Raw genomic sequence first — 18175 nt, forward strand, 5'->3', positions numbered from 1 at the left:
TCTCCTCCATTTTTGATTAGTACAGGACTAAGATTTTTTATATAACAGCTTACACACTTAGAATACTACTTTTTTACGAAAGTGAACGAAATAGTTGTGACATGTTTGTGAAACATTGAGCAAACTACTATATATATAGTGTTAACTTCATTTAAAAGTCTTTAAAATTAACCCTTTCCTTAATTGTATTTTTTTGGTATCCTTATATACGAGTCCTATTTTGTAATATAAGAACAATACCCATTGTAGAGCTGTAATACTCTTATCTCCTAATCTGTTATAGTTTTTATAACAGAACAAAAAAGTGTACACATGTTGTACACTTTTTTGTTACTTCTATAAAACATCTCTTTTTCTATTGCCATCATAGAATCCGCCACGATTGTCTGTTAATGAAATTATTTGCTCTAGTCCCTCTATATGATCACCTATAATTCGAAGTACAGCTGGAGGGTGACCTATTTTTGCGAAATGTTCACTGGGACGAATACGGTTCATCTTATCAACCTCAACACGATATACACATGCAATTTCAAATCCAGACAGAAGAGCCTTCACTTGTGCTACACAAGGTGACAATAAAGATTTATACCCAATTGCTTTCAAACACTTTTGGCTAAATGCATTAGGTACCGCAATAAGTGAGCCTACCCCTAAATCCTTTCTATCACAAGCTAAATTTAGTGCATACTTAAATGCAGTTACAAGATGAAGTGGTACTCTTAAATCTAAATAGTGATTTAAATCATTTAATGCGACGTCCTTTCCATCTGCTATAGCTTTTGCAAAAGGATATAGCTCACTCGCTGGAATAATAAAATCGCCGTCTATAAATAACACAATTTCTCCTTTGGCAAAATAAGTTCCAAGTGAGCGCCCTACATCATTTCCGAGTGCTTCTTTATATACAATTGTCGTTGCCCCTTTGTCTTTTGCAATTTTTTTCGTTTTATCTGACGAACCATTTACGACAACGATAATTTCGAAGGGTTCAATTTTGCGAAGCTCTTCTATAACGTTTCCAATTGTTTTCTCTTCATCTTGTACGGGAATAACAACAGATAGTTGCTTTCCTTTATACAAATTAGATGTGACGCCCCATCCTTGATAAAACTCTTCAAAACTTAAAGTATGATAGACACTATCCCTTTTCCTATTTCCATCATAATATCCTCCGCGCTCATCACTGCTTAATATCCGTGCCGCTACTGCTTCTATATGATCACCTATCATTCTTTTTTCAGATTGGGAAAGATTTGTTCCATATGCAGCATGCTGGAATGGACGAAATTTATTTGGCGTAATAACGTCAATGGCGCAATGACGACTAATTCTCCATTTACTTTGAAGTAGGCGTAAATGAGCCACAATAGGATTAACAAAACATTCATATCCGATGCTTTGAACGACTTCTTTCGTCAGCGCATGAGGTACATCTAATAAAGAATTAATTTTTAATTCTTCACGCTCTAACATTGCATTTAATATTTGGCGCCATACTGTAATAGAAGTAGGTTTTTGCCTTTTTAAAAATAATGCATCCAAATTATTTAAAACTACATCTGCCTGATCGTATAAAATCGGATTAAGGAATAATTTTAATTTTGAAGTTTGAATAGCAAAATCACCATCTATAAATAGTAATACATCACCTATCGCATGTTTTGCGCCGACTGCACGTCCAACATCGTTCCCTAGTAGCTCTGTATGTTTGATTACTTTACACCCTAAACGATCTGCAACATCTTCTGTTCCATCATTACAACCGTTTGCTACTACAATAATTTCTACTGGATTTAATGGTCTTACCGATTGAATAACGTCTGAAATCGTATCGACCTCATTACATGCAGGAATAATAACAGATAATGACTTAGCCATTGTTTTGTTCACGAAACCACTTAATTGTTTCCTTCAATCCGTTTTCCCACGTTACTTTCGCCTGAAATTGAACAAGCTTTTTTAATTTTGTTACATCTGGTCTTCTATTTGGAATTTCTTCAAAACCATGAGGATATACTTCTTCAAAAGGCACTTGTACAATCTTCGAAGAAGAATTCGTTAATTTTTTAATTACTTCTGCTACTTCTTTTATACTCTGTTCATTCTCAGAACCTATATTAATAATCTCACCATTTACCTTCTCATCCATTGCCCGAATTGTTGCTTCTACCGCATCACTCACATACGTAAAACAACGTGTCTGCTTTCCATCTCCATATACGAGAATGTCTTCTCCTTGCAAAGCCGCACTAATAAATCGCGGGATTACCCCTGCATACGGACCATCTTTCGCTCTTGGACCATAAATATTAAAATATCGAACAATCGTTACCGGTAAACCTTCTAATGCGTATCCTAAACATAATGTCTCTTCCAACGTTTTACAAACTGCATAACTCCAACGAATTTTAGAAGTTGCCCCGTATAATCGATCTCCCTCTTCAGAGAAAGGCGGCTTGGCCTTACCATATACTTCTGAAGTAGAAGCAAAAACTACTTTCTTCTTTCCTTTTAACGCTGCTTGTAAAATATTTCTCGTCCCATCAAAATTCGTTTCTATGAGCTCTATACTTTTTTCCATTGTTGTTTTCACACCTAAAATTGCTGCTAAATGAAACACGACATCATGCTGATCTACTAATTCATAAATAGAATTTTTATCTAAAACACTTATTGGAATAACACGGATTTTTTTCATTAACTCTTTATGGTACTTATTTTTACCTTTATAAAAGTTATCCACAACAGTGACCTCATAACCTCTTCTCATCAACTCTTCAGCTAAATGCGACCCGATAAATCCGGCCCCACCTGTAATTAAACATTTCTTACTCATTTACTCACCTTCTTTACAATCCCGCGTGTATCTATTACTCGGTCCATTCCTTTAAAAAGCTTCCAATCAATATTAGAATGATCCGTTAAAATTAAAATACAATCCGCTTTTTTAACTTTTTCTTCATCTAAAGAAACAGATTGATACACCTTATCTCCAATTTCCGCGAAAGAAATATAAGGATCATGATATTCTATCTCGTATCCTTGATTTCTTAATAATTGAATAATCGGTAACGCTGGTGATTCTCTCAAATCATTTACATCTTTTTTATACGCAATCCCTACAATTAACACCGTTGCAGGTGATTGCACCACACTTTTTACTTTCCGGACCATTTTCTCTGGCATTTCTTCATTAATTATATGTGCTGCCTCAATTAATTGACTAATTGCCCCATTCTTTTTTATTCTCCATTGAAAATATAAAGGGTCTACTGGAATACAGTGTCCCCCTATCCCTGGCCCTGGCCAATATGGAGTAAACCCAAATGGTTTTGTAGATGCCGCTTCAATGGCCTCATAAAAATCAATGCCTAAACTTTCACATAGTGTGTTTAGTTCATTTACTAAAGAAATGTTAACTAAGCGCTGAATATTTTCAAATAGCTTGCACATCTCTGCTACTTTCGGAGAGCTAACAGGTACAACTTCGTCAAAAATGGTACTATATAAATCCTGTACCTTTTGTCTACACTTTTCTGTTTGTCCACTAATAACTTTTGGAATAGCTTGAACTGAATATTGACTATTTGCTGGATCAATTCTCTCAGGGGAATATCCGATATAGAAATCTTCCCCTACCTTGTTACTATTTTGAGAAATAATAGGTATGATGACTTCTTCAAGTGTGCCTGGATATGTGGAGCTTTCAAAAATGAAGGTTTGTCCTTTTTGAAGGTTTTGTTGTATATAATGCGAAGCTGAAATGAGGGCACTTAAGTCTGGTTCTCTTTGTTCATTAATTGGAGTCGGGACAGTGACAATAACATAATCACTACTTTGAAAATCAGCAATGCCTTGATCCGGTGTGTTTACTGTTAATTTTTTTTTCGTCAATAAACTTTGTAACTCTTTAGAAGAAACATCTGGAATATAACTTTCTCCTTTTATAATTGAGTCTATTTTTCTAATATCTTTATCTAATCCAAGTACTGTATGCCCTCTTTCTGCAAAATGTACCGCTAAAGGAAGGCCAACATACCCTAACCCAATAATAGCTACTTTACTACTATTCATTTGTATTCTCTTCTTCCCTTCTCAATTGTTGAATGATATCTCTATCTCTATCTCCATCAGTAAAGCCACCACGTTCGTCCGTACGTTGTAATAAATACGTAACCGCCTCAAGTTGATCACCGAAAATACGATCAAACGCTGAAATACGCCCATTTACAAATTCGTGTTGCTCTGGACGTACTCGATTTGTTTTTATAACATCTACTAACTCTACTGTTGTAATAGAGAATCCTTCTAAAATAGCTTTCACTTGTGCTAATGGCGGAATGATAAGGGAGTCATATCCTATTTTCTCTATTACCTTCTTATGCATGGCATGTGGTACAGCAGTTAGTGAGTTATTCCATAAATCTGGTCTTTTCGCTACCAAATTCAAAAAGTATTTTCCCATACTAATTGGATCTGCTGGATGAAACATATCTAATAAGCATTGTAAATCATTTAACACCACGTCATTTCCATCTTCAACAGCATGTAAAAATGGAGTGAGTTTTTTTGCTGGAATAACAAAATCACCATCAACGAATAAACAAATATCTGCCGTAGCATGCATAGCCCCTATTGCTCGTGCTACATTATGTCCAAGCGCCTTCGTAAATTCAACTACAATAACATTCTCTAACTTTGCCTGTTTAACAGTCTCAACATCTGCTCCATTTGCGACAACTATAATTTCATCTACACCTGCTTCTTTCACTTCTTGTATAACAGACCTTATAATTATTTTTTCTTCTGATACCGGGATAATGGCACTATATTTCGCTTTTTTCTTTTGTAATAAAACTGGTTTATACTTTCCTACAAACGCTCTATCTCTATTGTCCTCTGAAAAACCACCGCGATTACCGTATGTTTCGATTACGTATTGTAAAGCACGCAAATGATCACCCATAATACGACTAGTCGCTTTCGGATAAGGAGAGCCAGGTGATGTGCCCGTATGGACAGGACGAACTTTATTTGTGTAAATGACATCAACTGAAGCCATATCAGAAATATCTACTCCTCTAGACATCGCCATCGCTTGAAATAATGCTGGATCTGCTAAATTCCACCACCCCAGTTTTTCAATCACTTTACGACTTATCGAATGTGGTATTGCAATTAAAGATCCTACAACAAACTCCTTCTTGTTCAAATAACGATTTAACATATATTTTCCAACCGTCGTATAATGCGGTCTCATCTTCAAATAAACGGACCATGTTAAATTATTTAAAACAATCTCATGTCCTTGCTGTATTCCTTTAATAAAATTGTATAATTCTTCACTTTTCATGACGATATCACCATCTAAAAATAAAACAATTTCACCTTTTGCTTCTCTAGCACCAATTGCCCGTCCCACATCATTACCAAGGGAATATCTATAATAAATCACACGGCAATTATGCTGTAGCGCTATTTCTTTCGTACCATCTGTCGATCCATTATCTACTATGATAATTTCATATGGTTCGAGCTTTCTTACTTCTACTAAAACTTTTGATAAAGTACTTGCTTCATTATGCACTGGAATAACAACTGACACTCTCATACTTGTATCACTCTTACCCTTCCAAGCGAACATAAGCAATAATAGGAATACGCACAACTACATCTTCTGGTGGTCCATAAGAAGGAGAAGTACGAACAATTACTGCCCCATCCGTCACAGATAAAAGAACGCCTGCAATGATTTCTACAGCTGTCACAACTTGCACTAGTTCCCCAACATGGTTACGTAATTCATCAGTAAATAACATATATAACGCTCCTTTCTTACGCTTCTTTAATTGATATAATACTTGTAAATGGTAATAAAACTTCTGTTCCTATTCCTTCTTGCAATGTTAAGAAGTCATCACCAACTGCTACAATAACGCCTGTTAACTGTCCCACTGTCACAGTAATTTCTACGTTTTTACCTAAATACTGCTCTGCAATTTCTTTAAAAGGTGATGTAGTACATTCTTTTAAAATGTTACAAATAATAGATTGAAATCTACTTGATTCAATAACTTCTTCAGTAGCTTGCTTAGAGTTTCTTTGAATAAATCTCGCGAAGTTTTGTGAAAATAAAAGTCTTTCCACAGCAGGTAATAACTTATTATCTAAAAAATAATCTAATTGCCTATTAAACAATCTCGATAATTTATTCCAATATTTTCTGAACAGACACATACACTTCTCCTCCTATTATTTTTAGATTATAAAATTTCACATCCATACATCTTAATGTATACAAAATAGATATTTTTGTGATAGGTAAGACATACATTTTCTAAAAGAAATATTTGGTTCAAGGCATAAAAAAAACTATCCAAAAGGATAGTTTCTTACACTTCAATATTCCGCAATATCGAATAAATATCGTTATTCACTTTACCAAATGATTTAATGTTATTTTGAATGTTAGATAATAAAACAACATATACACTACCATTTTTACTAAATCCGTTTAAGCAATTCCATCCTGGCATTACACCGTGATTCGAATAGCTTCCTGGGTCTACGTACCATCCAAACCCGTAATCCTTTTTTCCACCCGTAAACATTTGATCGTAACTCTCTTTTGAAATTAATTTACCAGAGAATAGTGCTTCGTTAAATAAATATAAATCATGCGCACTTGTGTATATATCACCACAACCATATAGTTGTGACATGCTCGGAATATTAGGTGTTGTCATATTATTATTTACTATTTTATAACCCGTTGATGGGAATCTTGTTTGTTCTAACGCTGTGCCAAAACCAGAATGTTTCATACCCGCAATAGCAAAAATATGTTGCTTAATATATTCTTCGAGCGACTGTCCACTTACCTTCTCGGCAATGTATGCAAGTATAGAGTAGTTCGAGTCAGAATACTTCCATTTCTCTCCTGGACCACCAATACGCTTTTGATTTCCTATCCGCTTTATCAGTTCTTCATGAGAAATATCTTCTTTTCCCTGCTCATATTCGGGAATCCCTGATGTATGTGTTAATAGATGTTTTAGCTGAATACTATTACCTTGAGGAAAATTTGGAATATACTTTGCAACAGTATCTTCTACTTGTAATTTATTTTGATCTTTCAACTGCATAATAGTAGTTGCTACAAATGCCTTTGAAATAGAACCAATATAAAAAGTCGTCTCTGAATTATTCGGTACTTTCTGTTCTTTATTTGCCATACCGTACCCTTTATTCAAAAGAACTTTTCCATTCTTTACAATAACAGCTGTCCCGCTAAATCCTGCGTTTTGTAAATACTGGTCTAATTGAGCGTTTTCATTAATTTCTTGAGGTGGTCCCTCGGGAAGCTTCTCCACAGCTTGCGCTTGCTTCACTTGTTCTTCCTGCTCTTTTTGTTTTTGCTTCTGTACTTCTTGTTTCTTTTTTTCTTCTTTCTTTTTTAGCTCTTCTTGTTTCTTCATTTCTGCTGCCGCTTTTAAAGTTTCTTCTTTCTTATTATGCGCAACAATTTTTGTATACATAAAATATACAAGTGATAATAGTAAGACGAGAATGATTGTTCTTTTTATGTATACAATCGGCCGACGTACTTTCCCATTCGCATTATTTTTTTCCTGATCCATAATTGCTTTTTTCCCCTTACTCACCAATAATTTAATTCCTCTATTAAAGATTTATTTTAGTAGATTATGGATAATCCATTCTATATCATCCCTACTTTATCACGCACTGCACATATTACCAACCTATATGTACAAAAAAGAAAAAGAAAATTTACAAAAGTAAGATTCCCGTTAAATTATTAACAAAAAAAAGAGGATATCCTCTAAAAAATTGATTTTATCAATCTTTTTGGACATCCTCTTATCTCATTATTTATACGTGTTTTTTCATATCATCGGCAACAGATTCAACATTTGTACCTACGATAACTTGTACACTTGTATTACTTAATTTCATAACACCTTTTGCACCAGCACGTTTTAATGCTGCTTCATTTACTTGACCAGCATCTTTTACTTGTAAGCGTAGACGTGTTGCACAGTTATCAATAACTGTTAAGTTTTCTTTTCCGCCTAAAGCTGCTACGTAAGTTTCACCGATTGAACCTGCAACTGGTGCCTCACCATCTTCAACTAACTCATCGTCATCTTCACGACCAGGAGTTTTTAAATCGAACTTCTTAATTAAGAAGTAGAATACTATGAAATAAATTGCTGCGTAAATTAAACCGATACCTGCTAGTAAGACTGGTTTTGTTGCAATACCGAAGTTTAAAGCGTAATCGATTGCACCGGCACTAAATGAGAAACCATCATGAATGCCAAGCGATGTTGTAATGAATAAAGAAAGACCTGTTAATACAGCATGAATACCATATAATACTGGTGATAAGAACATGAATGAGAATTCAATAGGCTCTGTAATACCAGTTAAGAATGAAGTTAATGCTAGACCAGCTAACATACCAGTAACTGCTTTACGCTTTTCTGGTTTAGCAGCTGCAATCATTGCGAAACATGCTGCTGGTAAACCGAACATCATAACTGGGAAGAAACCAGTCATAAACATACCTGCTGTTTTGTCACCTGCAAGGAAACGAGCAATATCACCATTAACAACATTACCTGCTGCATTTGTAAAGTCCCCAAATACAAACCAGAAGTATGTGTTCATTACGTGGTGTAAACCAATTGGGATTAATAAACGGTTTAATAAACCAAATAATCCTGAACCAATTGCACCTAAATTAACAATTCCATGAGCTAATGCATCAATACCATTTTGAATTGTTGGCCAAATTTGTGCAAATAGAATTCCTAATATCAGCATCACGACTGATGTAACAATTGGAACGAAACGTTTTCCAGCAAAGAAACCTAACCATTCTGGAAGTTTAATCTTATGGAATTTATTATAAAGAAGTCCTGCTATAACACCAACAATAATACCACCTAAGACTTTCATATCTACTTTAGTCGATAATTCAGCAGCCTTAGATACTTGTGTCATTGTATCCGCAAGCTTAGATGGATCTACATTTGCGCTATTACCTATTAAATCTTGGACTTTACTTAATTTACCTTGTAATTCAGCAGTTGAATACCCTTTGCTAAGTGCATCAATACTATTTTTCATAACAAGATAACCAATTGCACCTGCAAGACCTGCTGCACCACTACCATCCACTGAAAGACCGATTGCAATACCAATTGCAAAAATAAGTGCTAAGTTATCAAAAACTGCTGCGCCGGCCTGTGCCATAACAGGAATATCAAATACATCTGGTTGCCCTAAACGAAGCAATAATCCTGCTGCTGGTAGTACTGCGATCGGAAGCATTAAAGCTTTACCAATACGTTGTAAAAACTGCAACATTTTAATTCCCCCTAATTAAATTTATGAAATCGTTATCATTATAAGTACGCTTTAGAAAACGCTTTCTATTACATAACCATAATAACATATAGTTGTATAGATGTGTAGTTTTTATTTCTGAACTTTTTATGGATAAATCTCCTATTTCCAAACTGTTATATAAAAGGAAAATTCTCCTTTTTAAAATACAGAATACTCGAAACGAAAGACCTATTATAGCACATTGAACTTTCGTTTTATCATTCCACTTTTTCATGTTATTATTTATTTCCGAGCATATCGGGAAAAGTAAACTTAGTTAATTCAAAATAGGAGCGTTGGTACTATGCAGTGCATTGAAACAAACAACTTACAACAGTTGTTAGAACAAGTAAAACCATATACGAAAAAAGGAAAACTTGCTACTTATATCCCCGAACTAGGAAATGCAAATCCAGACGATTTAGGGATTGCCATTTTCCATAAAGAAACAGAATATATCCATGCAGGCAACTCACAAACACTATTTACTCTTCAAAGTATTTCCAAAGTAATTACACTTGCCCTTGCCCTTTTAGACCGTGGTGAAGAATATGTATTTTCTAAAGTTGGAATGGAACCAACGGGTGACCCATTTAATTCTATTATTAAGTTAGAAACGACAAGTCCGTCCAAACCCCTTAATCCAATGATAAATGCAGGAGCTTTAGCTATTACAAGCATGTTAGCAGGAAAAGATAACGAGGAAAAAATGGAACGTATTCTTCATTTTGTACGTGAAATAACAGATAATCCTACTATTAATTATTCCTCTAAAGTTGCCGATTCAGAACTAGAGACAGCTTACCTAAACCGTTCACTTTGTTATTATATGAAACAAAACGGAATTATCGATTGTGATATTGAAGAACTTATGGATTTATATACTCGTCAATGCGCAGTTGAAGTAAACTGCATCGATTTAGCGCGTATCGGCTTAATTTTTGCAATGGATGGATATGATCCATATAAGAAAAAACAAATTATCCCTAAGCATATTACAAAAATTTGCAAAACATTTATGGTCACATGTGGTATGTATAACGAATCTGGTGAATTTGCAATTCGTGTTGGTATTCCTGCAAAAAGTGGTGTAGCCGGTGGTATTTTTGGCTGCGTAAAAGGAGACATGGGAATCGGTATTTTCGGACCAGCTTTAGATGCAAACGGAAATAGTATTGCCGGTTTTAAAATCCTTGAACTTCTTTCTGCTCAAGAAGGTTGGAGCATTTTTTAATCGCGAGTTATCCTGCTATACTAGCAGGATTTTTTATTTCGCCAAAACCTCACTTTTGTCAGTTATCAATCCTCTTACAAAAACAGTGCTGAAAGTTTCTCTATATCATGCATATTTGTTCCCCCCTCCTGAATAATATAGTACAACCTAGCGCTATATGTGGAGGTGTGAAAGATGAAACTAATATTTCAAATGGGAAAACAACCTGTTCTTGAAAAAACAATCCTTCTTTTTATACTGAGTATTGTAGAAAGCTTGAAGTTAAAAGTTGTTTCACTCGACGAAGCTCACCGATACATATTCAATTTAGAAGTACTTGAATTATTAATGGATCGGAACATCGATGATCAAGTACTTGAACTTATTCATTTCGGGATGGGACTTGAAGACATTTATCATGTGCTTCCTGAAGAACTTGAGCATACGATTGAGGAATTAAAGTGGCTTTGCATTCAAGTATTAAGTGAGTACAGTATGCATGAAGAATCCGAACAATTAATTGAAGATATACGGTAAAAAAGCACCTATGTAGGTGCTTTTAATGTTTTTTTAAACTATTTTTATACGCCTCAATATTTACTGGTAGCTCTTCCTCTTCCAAAGTATGTTCATTTACATCTTTATGAATGAACGCACCTTTAGGTGGTTGATGATCATGCCCTTTTTTCTTATGATCAAATGCTTTCCCGCGTCCCATACAAATCCCCCTTTCTTAAAAGAAATCCGTATTAGTATGGAGAAAAGTACGTCGATATATGCAATCTCTTGCTGTATTTCCAAGGAAATACTCGAACCTTGTTTTCTACTCTCCTTACAACAACTGATCGATCCCAATAAGAATTAATAACACTCCTGCGATAACTGTCGCCCATTTCCCTAAGTATTCTGCTAAAAATCGTTTTCCTACATACGCAAAACCACTAATACAAATAAAACTAAACACCCCAGAAATAGTCGCTGTAAGCCAAAGATTTAAATTTGTTACCCCTGCATCAAATCCACCTGCAATATTATTAATAGACAACGCAACTCCTAAAACAATTGCTTCTGAGAAACTAATTGTTTTAGAACCATCAAAATCTGCTTTTTCCGGATCACGTAAAATTCCCATAAGTACATTATCATCTTTAGAACCTGCAGTATTTTTTTGGCCCAAGAAAGGCTGACATAAAATAAACACACCGATTATCCCTAAAACGATTGCTCCAATCAGATTTGCTGTAAACTCTGAAATAAATAACGCAATCCAGTTTCCAAAAAATCCAGCTAGTAAAGTAAATAAAAATCCAAAGAATGCGATGATAAAATTGTTAAACCACGAAATACGAATTTTACGAATGCCATATGCAATTCCAACACCTGCATTATCTAAATTAGAAGCGATCCCGATTAAAAAAATTGAAAATAAGCCTACCGTACTCATAAATAGTCACCCCTTTTTCTCACTTTTCAATGCATATTATGAAAATGTTGAGCAACTGTGCCTGTCTGTTTCATATACTTGTAATAAATGCTCAATATTTTTTCAACACTAAAAAAGGAGTGCCTACACTATGGCTAATGAAAACCCGAATGATCGGCTTGGCAAATTAATAAAAAAACTTTTAAAAGAACGCGCCTTATCTATGCGCCAACTAGGAATACTTACAAATATTGATCCTGCAACAGTCTCAAGAATTATTAATGGTAAGCAACCGCCAAAACAAAAACATCTACAAAAATTTGCAGAATGTCTTCAAGTTCCACCCCAATTGTTATTTGATGAAATGTACCCTGATTCTCCTCACATTAATAAAGAAAAAACAGATATGTACACATCTCTTGATACCATTCAGCAAACGCTGCAATCCTCTAACTTATTCGATTTCGATTACACTACAACTCGCGTAAAACAAGAACTCGAAAATTACGAACGCTATGCCCAGACAACAGAAGGCGAAAAACGTATTCATAACAGTTTCGCAAGCAAATTAGAGCAAATTGATAGTGCTGGTCCTTTTATTGAACAATTAACAGATATGTATCAACAATTTTGCAATAAAACCATTTCAAAAGAAGAACGTGCAGTTCTTGGGAGCGCATTACTTTATTTCATTTTATCGACAGATATTATTCCCGACTATCTCTTTCCAATTGGCTATTTAGATGATGCGATCGCCGTTGAATTAGCAAAAGAGAAATTACTTGAAATAAAACGAAAGACATAGCAAAATAAAGAACTATTTCAGTTGTTTATATTCAACTCTGAAATAGTTCAATAAAAAATCGTACAAGTATACATACTCGTACGATTTTACTATGCAAATCTATTTTTTCGTGTGGCACCATTCATATATAAATGCTGTTATTACTTTTGTAAATTCAATTAACTGTTCAACTTCAACTTTCTCATTTACAGAATGTGCTTCTTCTAATGTACCTGGTCCATATATAATCGCTGGAATGTGAAACTCACTAAACCAACCGCCATCAGTTACCGTTGCAGACATATCTAAAATTGCATTTTTTGATAAAATAGACTCGTGTACTGAGCTAAGTTTTTTTACAGCTGCATGTTCCCTATCTACTTCTAATGAAGGGAAAATTTCACCACGATCTACAATCATTGATTCTCCACCCCACTTAAATTGTGGCGGATTTTCACTTAACCATGGATCGGCAGCTGCTACCTTTCCAATATATTCTTCAATTTCTTTTATTATTTGTTCATGTGTTTCGTTCGGATAGAAGTGCACTGTTATCCATAACTGGCACTCATCCGCAATAAACGCCGCATGCCTTCCCCCCTCAATAACAGCTGGATTAATTGTTGTTGTTCCAGATGGATAGCCTTCATATGTTTTCATGACTGCCCAGTGGCGCTCTAATTCTTGTAAACTTTGCACAATTTTCATCATTTTTTCAATCGCACTCGCTCCGAATAAACGTCCCCCTGCATGGATCATTTGCCTACGTGTTGCATCATGAAACGTTTGCGGGCTTTTCACAGTAATCCATCCAGTAATTACGCCGCCCTGTCCTTGCATATGTAAATCACTCGTATCCACTACGACTGCAAAATCAGCATCATAACCTCGCCTGCAGCATTGAAGCGTGCCAGCTTCTCCAACTTCTTCCCCAATTACGGATTGAAAGATTACATCTCCAGGTAATTCAATGCCAGCTTCTTGTAAAAGCTGAATAGCAAATAGTGCCCCAGCCAATCCCCCTTTCATATCTGCTGCGCCACGTCCAACTAACCAGCCATCTTTTATAAATGGATCAAATGGATCTGTTTCCCACGCCTCATCTGCTGACACTTCAGCTACATCCATATGCCCATTAATAATAAGACTTTTATATGAGTCACTTTTTATTCCTTTTTTTACCCCAACAACGTTCGGATCATTCGGATATACATCCCATTTATTAATACTAAAATTTCGTTTTCTTAAAAACTCTGCAACAAATTCTTGCGCTTCATTTGTATTTCTCGCTGGCGGTGCTGGTGTTTCAAAACGAATTAAGGTTTTTGTAAGCTCTAGTAACTCATCTTTTCGTAAATCAATCTGTTCTAATAGCTGTGAAACTTCTTGATTCATCGCTAATTCCCCTTTGCATACATAGTATGTTTCCAGCTTTATTTTCACAAAAAAAGAGACTGTTTACAATTTTACAGTCTCCAAATTACTCAATATTATAAACTTTCTACTTTTGTTGTATTGATCTTTTCAATATGCTCTACTTTACGTACCTTATTTCTTGTCGCACGGTAAAACAGTAAACAAACAATCATAAATGGAATTCCACAATATAACGCCATTCTTTGCTCTGGGATAAAAGCCATAGCAACTATAACTGTTATATTTAATGCTAATGCCAGAAGTGGTACGAATGGATATAGCGGTGTTTTAAATTTCAAGTCCTTCACATCTCCGCCCTGCTTAACATATGCCCTTCTAGCTAATAAGTTAGATAAAGCAATAGATGCCCAAACTAATATCGCCCCAAATCCGGCAATAGAAAGTAGCCATAAATAAACTGTATCTTCCGCATAAATACCTGATAGTAATGAAAGACAGCCTACAATCGTGCTTACAATCAATGCATAAATAGGAACACCATTTTTAGATAACTTACCAAAAATCGGACTAATCATTCCTTGATTAGACATAGACCATAGCATACGAGAAGTTGCATATAATCCTGAATTCGCAACGGATAGTACCGCTGTAATAATAACGAAGTTTATAATATCAGCTGCATAAGGAATACCAATTTTATCAAATACAACTACGAATGGACTTTCTATCACTCCTGCTTGCTGCCATGGGAATAATCCTGCAAGAATGAAAATAGATAATACAAAGAACACGAGTATACGCCAAACTGTATTATTAATTGCCTTTGGGATTGTTTTTTCTGGATTTTCACTCTCACCTGCTGCAATACCGACTAGTTCTGTTCCTTGGAAAGAAAAATTAACTGCAATCATCGTAATTAAAATGGCTGATAATCCATTCGGAAACAGTCCCCCGTAATCAGTAAAGCTAGAGAACATCGGTGCTGGTTCATTTCCTTTCATATCTAGAAAACCAAACATTGCCGCCCCGCCTAAAATAATAAATGCAATGATTGTAATTACTTTAATACTTGCAAACCAAAATTCAACTTCTGCAAAACTTCTTGAAGATAATGCATTGATAGCAAAGAGAAGCACCGCAAACACTACACACCAAATCCATGACGGTACATCAGGAAACCAACGTTTCATCAAAATACTAACTGCAATCAGTTCAATACCTATCGTAGCAGACCAGTTTAACCACGACATCCATCCGACTACATAACCCGCTGCAGGGGAAATGTGCTTCGTTGCATACGTTTGATAAGATCCTGCGTCGGGCATCGCAACAGCTAACTCTCCAAGACAGAGCATCGTTAAATACATAACAAACCCTCCAACAAGATACGCTACAATTGCTCCCCCAGGCCCAGCTTCATGAATTGTATACCCAGATCCTAAAAAAAGACCGGTACCAATAACTCCTCCAAGTGCAATCATAAATATGTGCCTGCTTTTCAATTCACGTTTTAAACCTTGGTTTTGATCCATCATATAAATCCCCCCTTTTCCCTTTGGAAACCCATTTCATGTAAGCGTTTTTAAAATCATTCATAATAAAAATGATTATTGAAAAGAGCGAAATACATAGCACTTATTAATCACTACCTGTTATTAAAAGATCATCCCTCACTGTTATTAATAACTTTTTATCAGCAATGGCTTGTCCTTCTACTACTTCTAATGATTCGATATACCCACTGATTCCTACCTTAATTTCTACTTTCTGTTTATCTATTGTTTCAATTAACGCTAATTTCTCCCACTCGTATACGTATGAACTTTCCGCAACAAATAGCTTCTCTACTTTTCCATAACAAGGACTATACACACCTTCTATAACTGTCTTCACTTTATAAATTCCTCCCTCTTATTAATTGACACCAAAACGTTGTATATCCTGTAAAAATTCATATTCTCCCCTCTAGAGATTTCGAATATTATTTATGCAAAATACGTACCAAGTCTCTGATTCATATATTAAATGAGAGTTTCACACAAAAAAGTGTGCACAACCGCAAAATTTTTCTATCATTTGAAAAGTTTTAAGAGAAAAATAGCAAAAAAATTTTGCGATTTTATAAGAATTTTAATAAAATTATAAAAAGTAAGTCTTCATAGGGTGAAATGAGGAGAAGATAATCTATGCGTACAGAAGAAATTAATTTAAAACAGATCGTTGAAATGAATATGCTATATGAAACTTTACTCAATGAACTCGATATCGGGATTCATATTATTAATGAGGAAAGTAAAACGATTGTCTATAACCGCAAAATGATGGAAATTGAATCAATGGATCGCTTAGATGTATTATATAAAAGTCCTTTAGAAATATTTGCATTTGAAGAAAATAAAAATAGTACTCTTATAGAGGCATTAAAATTTGGAAAAACAAAGAAAAATATAAAACAAACGTATTTTAACAATAAAGGACAAGAAATTACAACGATTAACGATACTTTCCCTATAATAGAAAATGGAAAAATTAAAGGCGCTATTGAAATATCAAAAGAAATTAGTAACTTAAAACAAACGATAAAAATAAGTCCTTCTCGAAAACAAAGCACTAAATTTACCTTTGATCACATAATTGGTGATTCTGAAGCCATTCAATCAATCATTACAGAAGGAAAAAGAGTAATTCGTACATCTTCCTCCATACTTCTCGTAGGGGAAACAGGCACTGGTAAAGAACTATTTGCACAAAGCATCCATAATGAAAGTCAGCGTTCAACCAAACCCTTTATTTCACAAAACTGTGCCGCTATACCTGATACCTTAATGGAAAGCCTACTATTTGGCACAAATCGAGGTGCCTTTACAGGAGCAATAGATAAATCAGGCTTATTCGAAGAAGCGAACGGAGGAACTTTGTTATTAGATGAAATCAACTCATTAAGTCCAGCACTTCAAGCGAAGTTACTGCGAGCTATACAAGAAAAAACAATACGAAGAATCGGAGGCACACACGAAAAAGAAATTGACGTTCGTATTATAGCAACTATTAATGAAGATCCTCTTGAAGCTATTACACACAATCGATTACGAGAAGACTTATATTATCGATTAAGCGTCGTTACTTTATGTCTTCCGCCTTTACGTGAACGAAAAGAAGATATTCCGGCTCTTGTTCAGCACTTTATCGAAAAATACAATATTCAATTCGGACTTAGTGTAACAGATGTAGATGTGCATGTAAGAGAGTTTTTATATGCATATGATTGGCCTGGAAACGTAAGAGAATTGGAACATATCATTGAAGGTTCAATGAATTTAGTTGAAGATGAAAACATCATTACAGCGTTTCATCTTCCCACTCGCTTTCGCGAACGAATAAAAAAAGAATTCAATATGCAACCTTTCTTAACTAATAACGATACTGATACGCCTAAAACGTTAAAGCACACAATAGAAGAAATGGAAAAAAACTACATCAATCAAATTCTAAAAGAGTATCACGGGAATATCTCACAAGCTGCAAAATTTTTAGGATTAAGTAGACAAAACTTACAATATCGAATTAAAAAACTGCATTTACACATATGAAATGAAACTTGGATGAGTGGATTGCTAGCCCTAATCAATTCGACTTTTATTGCTTGTTAATGCAGCATAAATCTGCTTTAACATACAAATAAACACTTGGTAAAATATGCTACAATAAACATATAACATACTAGAAAGGAGCGATATATATGAGTAATGATAACAAATTAAAGTTATTACAATACTTAGCCTTCTTCCCTACCATTGTATGTATGATGTTACTAATTGATATAAACGCCTATCCTTATGCAAAGCTATTAGCAACAATTAGTGGCTCCTTTGCAGCTATTATGCTTGCTGCTTTTTGGAATTTGAAGCTACGTATAAAAAACGAGAAATCTTCGTAATACTAAAAAAATCGAGCTACT

General features: G+C 34.9%; 18 protein-coding genes and 2 pseudogenes. 5 read left to right on the top strand and 15 right to left on the bottom strand.

The features are described 5' to 3' along the window. Positions 1-147: 147 nt before the first annotated feature. The 10 genes and pseudogenes from AB6801_RS21750 to AB6801_RS21795 all read right to left on the bottom strand — a co-directional run bounded on the left by AB6801_RS21750 (position 148) and on the right by AB6801_RS21795 (position 9655). Positions 148-368 (bottom strand): annotated as a pseudogene (locus AB6801_RS21750) (hypothetical protein). After that, a complete protein-coding gene (locus tag AB6801_RS21755; RefSeq protein ID WP_002100715.1) occupies positions 337-1881 on the bottom strand; it encodes a glycosyltransferase family 2 protein in 1545 nt (514 codons plus the stop codon). Before AB6801_RS21755 ends, AB6801_RS21750 begins: the two are co-directional and overlap by 32 nt. Then, positions 1874-2839, bottom strand: coding sequence for an NAD-dependent epimerase/dehydratase family protein (locus AB6801_RS21760; protein ID WP_000037023.1), 966 nt, complete (start codon positions 2837-2839; stop codon positions 1874-1876). Before AB6801_RS21760 ends, AB6801_RS21755 begins: the two co-directional genes overlap by 8 nt. After that, the gene (locus tag AB6801_RS21765; protein WP_001088932.1) at positions 2836-4077 is read right to left on the bottom strand and encodes a nucleotide sugar dehydrogenase; all 1242 of its coding nucleotides are present in this window, start codon (positions 4075-4077) and stop codon (positions 2836-2838) included. Before AB6801_RS21765 ends, AB6801_RS21760 begins: the two co-directional genes overlap by 4 nt. Then, positions 4070-5614, bottom strand: a complete 1545-nt coding sequence (locus AB6801_RS21770) for a glycosyltransferase family 2 protein (RefSeq protein WP_087966451.1) — start codon at positions 5612-5614, stop codon at positions 4070-4072. The genes AB6801_RS21765 and AB6801_RS21770 overlap by 8 nt, the downstream gene beginning before the upstream one ends. A gap of 13 nt (positions 5615-5627) precedes the next feature. Further along, entirely contained in the window at positions 5628-5822 is a 195-nt protein-coding gene (locus AB6801_RS21775) for an LSm family protein (RefSeq protein ID WP_000899469.1), read from the bottom strand. Positions 5823-5838: 16 nt separating this feature from the next. Continuing rightward, complete coding sequence (locus AB6801_RS21780; RefSeq protein WP_000335548.1) at positions 5839-6240, bottom strand: LSm family protein; 402 nt, start codon at positions 6238-6240, stop codon at positions 5839-5841. A gap of 155 nt (positions 6241-6395) precedes the next feature. Continuing rightward, complete coding sequence (locus tag AB6801_RS21785) at positions 6396-7643, bottom strand: serine hydrolase domain-containing protein (RefSeq protein ID WP_048568178.1); 1248 nt, start codon at positions 7641-7643, stop codon at positions 6396-6398. 253 nt (positions 7644-7896) lie between these two features. Beyond that, positions 7897-9399, bottom strand: coding sequence for an N-acetylglucosamine-specific PTS transporter subunit IIBC (gene nagE / locus AB6801_RS21790; protein ID WP_000938903.1), 1503 nt, complete (start codon positions 9397-9399; stop codon positions 7897-7899). Between the two features lie 141 nt (positions 9400-9540). Continuing rightward, positions 9541-9655 (bottom strand): annotated as a pseudogene (locus AB6801_RS21795) (transcriptional regulator). Positions 9656-9724: 69 nt separating this feature from the next. Between AB6801_RS21795 and glsA the strand changes: the two are divergent. Continuing rightward, complete coding sequence (glsA, locus tag AB6801_RS21800) at positions 9725-10654, top strand: glutaminase A (RefSeq protein ID WP_001149850.1); 930 nt, start codon at positions 9725-9727, stop codon at positions 10652-10654. Between the two features lie 174 nt (positions 10655-10828). Beyond that, positions 10829-11170 (top strand): DUF3969 family protein, encoded by a 342-nt coding sequence (locus AB6801_RS21805; protein WP_000766604.1) that lies wholly within the window; start codon positions 10829-10831, stop codon positions 11168-11170. Between the two features lie 22 nt (positions 11171-11192). Here AB6801_RS21805 and AB6801_RS21810 read toward each other — a convergent pair whose 3' ends face one another. Both AB6801_RS21810 and ytaF read right to left on the bottom strand, forming a co-directional pair. Then, on the bottom strand, positions 11193-11351 hold the full coding sequence (locus AB6801_RS21810) for a hypothetical protein (protein ID WP_000532409.1): 159 nt from the start codon (positions 11349-11351) through the stop codon (positions 11193-11195). 114 nt (positions 11352-11465) lie between these two features. Next, positions 11466-12077 (bottom strand): sporulation membrane protein YtaF, encoded by a 612-nt coding sequence (gene ytaF / locus AB6801_RS21815; RefSeq protein ID WP_000108728.1) that lies wholly within the window; start codon positions 12075-12077, stop codon positions 11466-11468. A gap of 130 nt (positions 12078-12207) precedes the next feature. On the opposite strand from ytaF, the gene AB6801_RS21820 reads away from it, so the two are divergent. Next, complete coding sequence (locus AB6801_RS21820; protein ID WP_001262776.1) at positions 12208-12861, top strand: DUF1232 domain-containing protein; 654 nt, start codon at positions 12208-12210, stop codon at positions 12859-12861. A 99-nt stretch (positions 12862-12960) separates the two neighbouring features. On the opposite strand, the gene AB6801_RS21825 is transcribed toward AB6801_RS21820, so the two are convergent. The 3 genes from AB6801_RS21825 to AB6801_RS21835 form a co-directional block, all read right to left on the bottom strand. Next, a complete protein-coding gene (locus AB6801_RS21825) occupies positions 12961-14235 on the bottom strand; it encodes an acetylornithine deacetylase (RefSeq protein ID WP_001071201.1) in 1275 nt (424 codons plus the stop codon). 95 nt (positions 14236-14330) lie between these two features. Then, positions 14331-15752, bottom strand: a complete 1422-nt coding sequence (locus AB6801_RS21830) for an amino acid permease (protein ID WP_000969246.1) — start codon at positions 15750-15752, stop codon at positions 14331-14333. A gap of 103 nt (positions 15753-15855) precedes the next feature. Continuing rightward, a complete protein-coding gene (locus AB6801_RS21835; protein ID WP_000859483.1) occupies positions 15856-16110 on the bottom strand; it encodes a biotin/lipoyl-containing protein in 255 nt (84 codons plus the stop codon). A 293-nt stretch (positions 16111-16403) separates the two neighbouring features. Here AB6801_RS21835 and AB6801_RS21840 point away from each other — a divergent pair, with 293 nt between their 5' ends. Together AB6801_RS21840 and AB6801_RS21845 are read left to right on the top strand one after the other, a co-directional pair. Beyond that, positions 16404-17807: a sigma-54 interaction domain-containing protein gene (locus AB6801_RS21840; RefSeq protein ID WP_001258457.1), complete on the top strand. Its 1404-nt coding sequence runs from the start codon at positions 16404-16406 to the stop codon at positions 17805-17807. A gap of 149 nt (positions 17808-17956) precedes the next feature. Then, on the top strand, positions 17957-18154 hold the full coding sequence (locus AB6801_RS21845) for a hypothetical protein (protein ID WP_000063913.1): 198 nt from the start codon (positions 17957-17959) through the stop codon (positions 18152-18154). Positions 18155-18175: the final 21 nt, after the last annotated feature.

Origin of the sequence: Bacillus sp. RCC_6_1 (genome assembly GCF_041360755.1) — a bacterium.
GTDB lineage: Bacteria > Bacillota > Bacilli > Bacillales > Bacillaceae_G > Bacillus_A > Bacillus_A cereus.